The sequence below is a fragment of the Methylibium sp. T29 genome (genome assembly GCF_000576205.1).
Taxonomy (GTDB): Bacteria; Pseudomonadota; Gammaproteobacteria; order Burkholderiales; family Burkholderiaceae_C; genus Methylibium; species Methylibium petroleiphilum.
Genome location: NZ_AZND01000173.1, coordinates 1 through 7,326, shown reverse-complemented (window position 1 = coordinate 7,326; position 7,326 = coordinate 1). Strand labels below are relative to the sequence as shown.

Here is a 7,326-nt window from a genome sequence, read left to right as displayed (position 1 = left end):
CTGCCGACACCGGCCGCGCCCAGCGTCCTCAGGAGCCCCGGCGCGCGCCGGTGTACGGCACGCGAGACGACGCGCCGTCGATGACCCCTGCCCCAGGCGGCTCGGCGCAACGTCCGCCGCCGATGGGCCAGGACCGTCGCCGTGACGAGGGCGAACCGACGGCGGCGATGCCGGTCCCGGGCCGCGGTATCCCAGCGGCCGGACCTCCGAATGTGCAGCGGACCCCGGTGGTCCCGCAACCTCGGCCGGCGATCGTGCCGGGTGAACGGACCGGTTCCATGCAGGACGGACGTGACGCCGCCGACCGCCCACGTTCGGCCCAGCGCGAACCCGGCCCACCGCGCGGTGACGACCGCGACGATCGCGGCCGCCGCAGTTACGTCGACCCGGGCAGCGCCGAGCGCGGCCCGCACGGCCAGCGCATCCCACGACCCGACGCTGGGGGTGCGGCGCCCACGCAGCCCGTGCCCCGACCGCAGCTCTCGCTGCCACAGGCCACGCCCTCTCCCCAGGCGATCCCGCGGCCGGTGCCGGTGCCCGCACCGCAGGCCCTGCCCCGTCCGCAGGTGGTGGTGCCCAATCCCCCGCCGCAACCGATGCCCCAGGCCCGCGAACCACGCCAGCCCCTCCAGCAACAGCAGCAACGCGGGCGCGAATCGGTGAACGAGCAGCGCGGCGCCGGGGGCGGTGAGCGCCGCGGCGGCGGCGGCGAGGGGGGCAGCGGGGCTGGAGCCAACGCGAGCGCTAGGCATCGGCTGCCCCTGCACCCGAAACGACCGCAAAACTGTCACGCTTTGGTGCAGTTCGGCCCCACCGAGCTGCGGGTTGGCCTCCATGCACCGGTCGGGCGCTTTCCTCCTACACTGCTGCAGCGCACCAACGGTGCACGTTTGCGGCCTGCCGAACGGCGACCGCTCGGTGGCATCCGCGGGCCGAACGATCCGCCTCCGGGGAATTCCATGCTCTATCAGCTCTACGAGACCCAGCGCGCGCTGCTCAGCCCGTTCTCAGAGTTCGCCAGCGCCTCGTCCAAGCTCTACAGCCACCCGCTCTCCCCCTTCGCACAGGGCCCCGGGGCCCAGCGGCTGTCGGCCGGTTTCGACCTGATCCACCGGCTGACCAAGGAATACGAGAAGCCGCAGTTCGGCATCACCAGCATCCAGGTCGACGGCATCGACGTGGTGGTGCAGGAGAACGTGGCGATCGAGAAGCCCTTCTGCAAGCTGCTGCGCTTCAAGCGCTACACCGACGACGCCCGACTGCTGACCCGGATGCGCGACCAGCCCAGCGTGCTGGTCGTGGCGCCGCTGTCGGGCCACCACTCCACGCTGCTGCGCGACACCGTGCGCACGCTGCTCAAGGACCACAAGGTCTACATCACCGACTGGATCGACGCCCGCATGGTGCCGGCCGAAGCCGGCCTGTTCCACCTGGACGACTACGTGCACTAAGTGCAGGAGTTCATTCGCCACATCGGCCCGACGGTGAACGTGATCTCGGTGTGCCAGCCACGGTGCCGGTGCTGGCGGCGGTGTCCCTGCTGGCGAGCGCCGGCGAGAAGACGCCGCGCACCATGACCATGATGGGCGGCCCGATCGACGCCCGCAAGTCGCCGACCGCGGTGAACAACCTGGCGATGAACAAGAGCATCGAGTGGTTCGAGCACAACGTGATCTACCGCGTGCCGCCCAACTACCCGGGCGCGGGCCGGCTGGTCTACCCGGGCTTCCTGCAGCACAGCGGCTTCGTCGCGATGAACCCGGACCGCCACATGACGGCCCACTACGACTACTTCCTCGACCTGGTGCGAGGCGACGACGACAGCGCCGACGCCCACCGCGAGTTCTACGACGAATACAACGCCGTGCTCGACATGCCGGCCGACTACTACCTCGAGACCATCAAGACCGTGTTCCAGGACTTCGCGCTGGTGAACGGCACCTGGCGCGTCGCGGGCGAGCCGGTGCGCCCGCAGGACATCAAGACCACCGCGCTGCTGACGGTGGAAGGCGAGCTCGACGACATCTCGGGCGCCGGCCAGACCGCCGCGGCGGTGGACCTGTGCGCCGGCATCCCCAAGGCTCGCAAGCGCCACTACGAGCTCAAGGGCGCCGGCCACTACGGCATCTTCGCCGGCCGTCGCTGGCGCGACTTCGCCTACCCCGAGATCCGCGACTTCATCGCGAAGCACCACAAGTGAACGCGCTCCAGCGCCCCGCCGACGCGCCGGACGCGCGGCAGGCAGCGCTGGCCGACGCGATCGACGCCGCGCTGCCGCAGACGCAGTGCACCCGCTGCGGCGAACCCGACTGCCGGCGCTATGCCGAGGCCGTGGCCGCCGGACGCACCGACATCAACCAGTGCCCGCCGGGCGGTGCGGAAGGCATCGTCCGGCTCGCGGCGCTGACCGGCCGCTCGGCGCTGCCGCTGAACCCTGCCAACGGCAGCGAGGGCCCTCGCCGGCTCGCCGTGATCGACGAGACCTGGTGCATCGGCTGCACGCTGTGCATCAAGGCCTGCCCGGTGGACTGCATCGTCGGCGCGGCCAAGCAGATGCACACCGTCGTCGAATCGCAGTGCACCGGCTGCGAGCTGTGCATCCCCGTGTGCCCGGTCGACTGCATCTCGCTCGAGGACGCCACGCAGACCACCGGCTGGGCCGCCTGGTCGCCGGCCGAGGCCGACGCGGCGCGCGCCCGCTACACCGCGACCACCCGACGCCGCGAGCGGGCACGGCGCGAGCACGACGAGCGGCTCGCCGCGAAGGCCGCGCACAAGCTGGCCCACCTGGACACCGAGACGAAGCCCGGCAACGCCGACGAGACCGCCCGCAAGCGCGCCGTCATCGAAGCCGCGATGGCGCGCGCACGCGCGCGGCGTTGATGTGAGAGCCCCCAGGCCGCGGCGTACCGCGGCCACCCCCCGCGGGGTTCTCGGCCGGCTTGGGGCGGCCCGGCGCTCGGCCGATGCATACAGGTGAGCCCCCGGCCGCCGCCCCCGGCCCCTGCCAGAATGCTCGGCCATGAAGCCTGCCGATGTCGAGACCTTCTTCGCCACCCTGAAGGCGGCCAATCCGCAGCCGGCGAGCGAACTGGTCTACAGCTCGGTGTTCGAGCTGCTGGCCGCCGTGCTGCTGTCGGCACAGGCCACCGACGTGAGCGTGAACAAGGCGACTCGGCGGCTGTTCGCGGTGGCGCCGTCGCCGCAGCGGATGCTGGCGCTCGGCCTCGACGGCGTCATCGAGCACATCAAGACCATCGGCCTGTTCCGCAGCAAGGCGAAGCATCTGCTCGAGACCTGCCGCCTGCTGATCGAGCGGCACGGCGGCCGGGTGCCGCGCTCGCGCGAGGCGCTGGAGGCCCTGCCCGGCGTCGGCCGCAAGACCGCCAACGTGGTGCTGAACGTGCCTTCGGCGAACCGACGCTGGCGGTCGACACCCACATCTTCCGGGTCGGCAACCGGACCGGCCTGGCGCCGGGCAAGACGCCGCTGGCGGTGGAGCTGAAGCTGCTGCAGCGCGTGCCCGCGGCCTACCTGGAAGACGCGCACCACTGGCTGATCCTGCACGGCCGCTACGTGTGCCAGGCGCGCAAGCCGCGCTGCTGGGACTGCGCGGTCGCGGACGTGTGCGACTTCCGGCCCAAGCCCCCCCGGCCCTGACCGGCCGCGTCTGCAGGCTATCCTCCCTCACCACAGCATCTGCCGCACTTCCAACCGGAGCCCTCGATGACCTTCACGCCGACCCTGCGCGCCGGCCTCGCCCTGCTGTGCCTGGCCGCCGCCGCGACCGCCGGCCGCGCCGAAAGCTTCGCGTCGTCGGCCTCGAGCGCCGGCTCCGCCTCGTCGGGCAGCGTGTCCGACTCGCTGCACGGTTCGAGCAACAGCTCGTCGCGCGACAAGGAGGTGGCCGAAGGCGACTACCGCATCCTCGAGGTCGCCGAGCTGCCCGAACGCCCCGGCCTGCTGCGGCTCACCCTGCAGGCGGCCCTGCCGCGCGACGACGCGCGCGCCTTCTTCCTCGACGTGCCGCGCCAGACGCTCGCGCAGCACCGCCTGGGTCGCGGCGACGTGCTCAGCGCACGCCACCGCCCCTACGGGCTGGAGTTCGCGCTCGCGCAGACTCGCGAAGCCTTCTTCCTGGTGTTGCGCGACGACTGGCAACGCGAGCTGCCGCCGCACGCCGTGGCGCTTTGACGGCCCGGCGGCGCGCGAGGGCGCTGGCGGCCGGGCTATGGGCCGGCGCGGCGGCCGGCGGTGCACTGGCGGCACCGTCAGACGCCTCGCGTTTCTGCGACCGCCCCACCTCGCTCACCGCTCGGCAGCAGGACCGGCTGCTGCGCTTCGCCGCCGTGGTGCGGCAGGAGCTCGACACCTCCGGCCGCACGGTGGCGCTGATCTCTCGGTCGGGCCTGGACCTGAGCCGCTTCGACGTGCGTTACTCGCATGCCGGCATCGGTCTGCAAGCCAGCGAGAACGGGCCCTGGTCGGTGCGCCAGCTCTACTACGCCTGCGATGAATCGCGGCCCCGGCTCTACGACCAGGGGCTCGCCGGCTTCCTGTTCGGCACCGACGATCCGGCGATCGGCCATGTGTCCATCGTGCTGCCGCCGCCGGCCGAGGCGGCGACGCTGGAACGCGCAGCGCTCGACAAGGCGCTCGCGCTGCGCCTGCTGGCGGAGCGCTACAGCGCCAACGCGCACCCCTACGGCCTGCGCTACCAGAACTGCAACCAGTGGGTGATGGAGCTGCTGGCCACGGCCTGGGGCGCGCTGGACCGTGGGCGCGACGGCAGCCCCGAAGCGCGCGCCCGCGCGCAGGCCTGGTTGGCCGAACAGGGCTACGCGCCGGCGCCGCTGCAGGTCGGCTCGCAGCTGCTGATGTTCGCCGCGCACTTCGTGCCCTGGGTGCACCTCGACGACCATCCCGCCGAGGACCGCTATGCGCTGCAGTTCCACATCAGCATGCCGGCGTCGATCGAGGCCTTCGTGCACAGGCGGCTGCCCGAGGCCGAGCGCATCGAGCTCTGTCACGACGAACGGCAGGTCGTCGTTCGCCGCGGCTGGCAGCCCATCGGAGCGGCCTGCGAGCCCGGACCGGGAGACCGGGTGGTCGCACTCGACTGAGCGACTGGCCTCGTTCGGTTCTACCATCCTGGCCGGAGACCGCAAGGAGGCTCATCGCCATGACCCGCCGTCCGCCCCGGCAAGCTTGCGCACGTTCTCTACCGGACCCGCCGCTTCGAGGAGATGCTGGCGTGGTACCGGGTCGTGTTCGACGCCCGGATCCAGCAGCAGAGTCCGGCGCTGGCCTTCCTGACCTACGACGACGAGCACCACCGCTTCGCATTCGCCAATCTGGCACTGCTGCAGCCCGAGGGCGAGACCGAGAAGACCGGCCTGATCGGCATCGATCACGTGGCCTACGGCTACGCCTCGCTGCACGACCTGTTCGAGAACTACGTGCAGCTCAAGTCGCTGGGCATCACGCCCTACTGGTGCGTCCACCACGGCGTGACGGTGTCGATGTACTACGCCGACCCCGACGGCAACCAGATGGAGTTCCAGGTGGAGGCCTTCGCCTCGAAGCAAGAGGCCAACGCCTTCATGCGCGGGCCGGTGTATGCCGCCAATCCGCTGGGCGTCGAGTTCGACCCGGACGACTGGCTCGCGCGGCTGGCGGCCGGGACGCCCGCGTCGGACCTGCTCGTGCGACGGGAGCACGTGCCGATGTCACCGATCCGAGGGGCGGTGGAGCGCCGGGGCCTGTAGACGCCACAGGGCCACCCGACGTCCGTAGCCCGGCGCCTTCGGCCACGTGGCGGCCGTCGGAGCGTGCGCCTCACCGAGCGCCAGCCAGACCGCGGCGGAGAGCCAGCCACCGTGCGTGACCAGCAGCGCCGCGGGCGCCCGCGCGTGCACCGCCCGCACCCTCGACAGCAACACTCGCACGGACTCGCCGCCGCCCGGCGCATGACCGACAAGGTCCGCCGACCAGGCCGCGATCTCGGCCGCGTCGATCGCCTCCCAGCAGCGCCCGTCCCAGCGGCCGAAGTCCAGCTCGGCGAGCTGCGCATCGACCACGTGACGGAAGCCGAAGCGCCGCAGCCAGCGGCCCACGTCGCGGCAACGTGCCAGCGGCGAGGTCGCGACCGCACGCGGCAGACCCTCGCGGCGCGCGATCGCGCGGATGCGGTGCGCCAGCCGCTTGGCCTTGCGGCGATCGACCGGCAGGTCCGTGCGGGCGCCGATGCAGCGGCCCGCGGCACCCTTCGGCGCCGGGTGGCGCCAGGCGTGCATCAGCGGCGCCGGACGCTCAGCATCGACGCTCATCGCCCCAGCATCGCCAACATGGCCAGGTAGACCGCCAGCTCGCTGAGCTGCTGCGACGCCCCCCAGCGTGTCGCCGGTCACGCCGCCCAGCCGACGGCGGAACCAGCGCGCACAGGCCAGCCCGGTCATCGCGGCAGCGACCAGCGCCGCCGCCCAGGCTGCGGCGACGGCAGCGCGAACGAGTCGCTGCCGTGACGTGCCGCGGCGAACATTGCGATCAACGCCAGCGGCCACACGCAAGCCACCGCCCAGCTGCCCACCGACACCTGCTGCGCCAGCGGCTTGGCCTTGGCGTGCGCGGGATCACCGGCATACGGCAACCCGCAGTTCAGGCTCACCGCGACGGCACGCGACAGCGTGTGCGCGACGCACAGCGCCGCGAGCGCCCAGCCCAGCGGCAGCGACATCAGCGCCAGCGCCTTCAGCCCCAGCATCACGACGATCCCGATGGCGCCGTAGGCACCGATGCGCGAGTCCTTCATGATCTCCAGCGCGCGGGCCCGCTCGGCACTGCCGCCGAGGCCGTCGCAGGTGTCGGCGAAGCCGTCCTCGTGGAAGGCGCCGGTCAGCAGGATCGTCGCAGCCATCGACAGGCCCACGGCCACGGACATCGGCCACAGCAGGGCCGCCACGGCGAACACCAGCGCCGCAATGGCGCCGACGAAGGCGCCGACCAGCGGGAAGTAGCGCGCACTCTGGTTCAGCCACGCCGCATCCCAACCCATCCACGCTGCGAGCCGGCCGGTCACGGGCACGCGGGTGAAGAACTGCAAGGCCAGCAGCAGCAGGCGCAGTTCGTGGGCGAGGCGCGGCTTGACGGGCTTCATGCGGTCGCGGCGCTCGCATCGCGCCCGCTGATTCCGGCACTTTCGAACGAGGCCATGCCGTCGAGCAATGCCACCGCGCCGACCACCAGCGGCCAGGCCAGCGCCGCGCCCGAGCCTTCGCCGAGCCGCAGGTCCAGCGCCAGCAACGGCCGCGCACCCAGGTGCGCCAG

Annotated in this window: 6 protein-coding genes and 3 pseudogenes; 6 read left to right on the top strand and 3 right to left on the bottom strand. The window is 72.3% G+C overall.

Annotated features, from left to right (window positions below; all coding sequences use genetic code 11):
• The first annotated feature begins 959 nt into the window (after window positions 1-959).
• The 6 genes and pseudogenes from phaZ to x551_RS16280 form a co-directional block, all read left to right on the top strand.
• A pseudogene (gene phaZ, locus x551_RS16305) lies at window positions 960-2,200 on the top strand (polyhydroxyalkanoate depolymerase).
• On the top strand, window positions 2,197-2,883 hold the full coding sequence (gene rsxB / locus x551_RS16300; protein ID WP_036231182.1) for an electron transport complex subunit RsxB: 687 nt from the start codon (window positions 2,197-2,199) through the stop codon (window positions 2,881-2,883). The pseudogene phaZ and the gene rsxB overlap by 4 nt, the downstream one beginning before the upstream one ends.
• A 139-nt stretch (window positions 2,884-3,022) precedes the next feature.
• Window positions 3,023-3,660, top strand: a pseudogene (gene nth / locus x551_RS16295) (endonuclease III).
• A 66-nt stretch (window positions 3,661-3,726) separates the two neighbouring features.
• Window positions 3,727-4,194: a hypothetical protein gene (locus x551_RS16290; protein WP_051495629.1), complete on the top strand. Its 468-nt coding sequence runs from the start codon at window positions 3,727-3,729 to the stop codon at window positions 4,192-4,194.
• The gene (locus x551_RS16285) at window positions 4,191-5,123 is read left to right on the top strand and encodes a DUF2145 domain-containing protein (RefSeq protein WP_036249553.1); all 933 of its coding nucleotides are present in this window, start codon (window positions 4,191-4,193) and stop codon (window positions 5,121-5,123) included. Before x551_RS16290 ends, x551_RS16285 begins: the two co-directional genes overlap by 4 nt.
• A gap of 93 nt (window positions 5,124-5,216) precedes the next feature.
• Window positions 5,217-5,768 (top strand): annotated as a pseudogene (locus x551_RS16280) (VOC family protein); the annotation flags it as partial.
• On the opposite strand, the gene x551_RS16275 reads toward x551_RS16280, so the two are convergent.
• From x551_RS16275 to x551_RS24565, 3 genes are all read right to left on the bottom strand, one after another.
• Window positions 5,730-6,458 (bottom strand): histidine phosphatase family protein, encoded by a 729-nt coding sequence (locus tag x551_RS16275; protein ID WP_253950402.1) that lies wholly within the window; start codon window positions 6,456-6,458, stop codon window positions 5,730-5,732. The pseudogene x551_RS16280 and the gene x551_RS16275 sit on opposite strands and share 39 nt — an antisense overlap.
• Window positions 6,455-7,156, bottom strand: coding sequence for an adenosylcobinamide-GDP ribazoletransferase (locus x551_RS16270; RefSeq protein WP_253950401.1), 702 nt, complete (start codon window positions 7,154-7,156; stop codon window positions 6,455-6,457). The genes x551_RS16275 and x551_RS16270 overlap by 4 nt, the downstream gene beginning before the upstream one ends.
• Window positions 7,153-7,326: nicotinate-nucleotide--dimethylbenzimidazole phosphoribosyltransferase (locus tag x551_RS24565; RefSeq protein WP_173402819.1), on the bottom strand; the 174-nt coding region annotated here is incomplete at its 5' end. The genes x551_RS24565 and x551_RS16270, both read right to left, overlap by 4 nt.

Coding starts and splice junctions, on each gene's coding strand:
- x551_RS16290 (WP_051495629.1), top strand. CDS start 3,727: ATGACCTTCACGCCGACCCTGCGCGCCGGCCTCGCCCTGCTGTGCCTG.
- x551_RS16275 (WP_253950402.1), bottom strand. CDS start 6,458: ATGACCGGGCTGGCCTGTGCGCGCTGGTTCCGCCGTCGGCTGGGCGGC.
- x551_RS16270 (WP_253950401.1), bottom strand. CDS start 7,156: ATGAAGCCCGTCAAGCCGCGCCTCGCCCACGAACTGCGCCTGCTGCTG.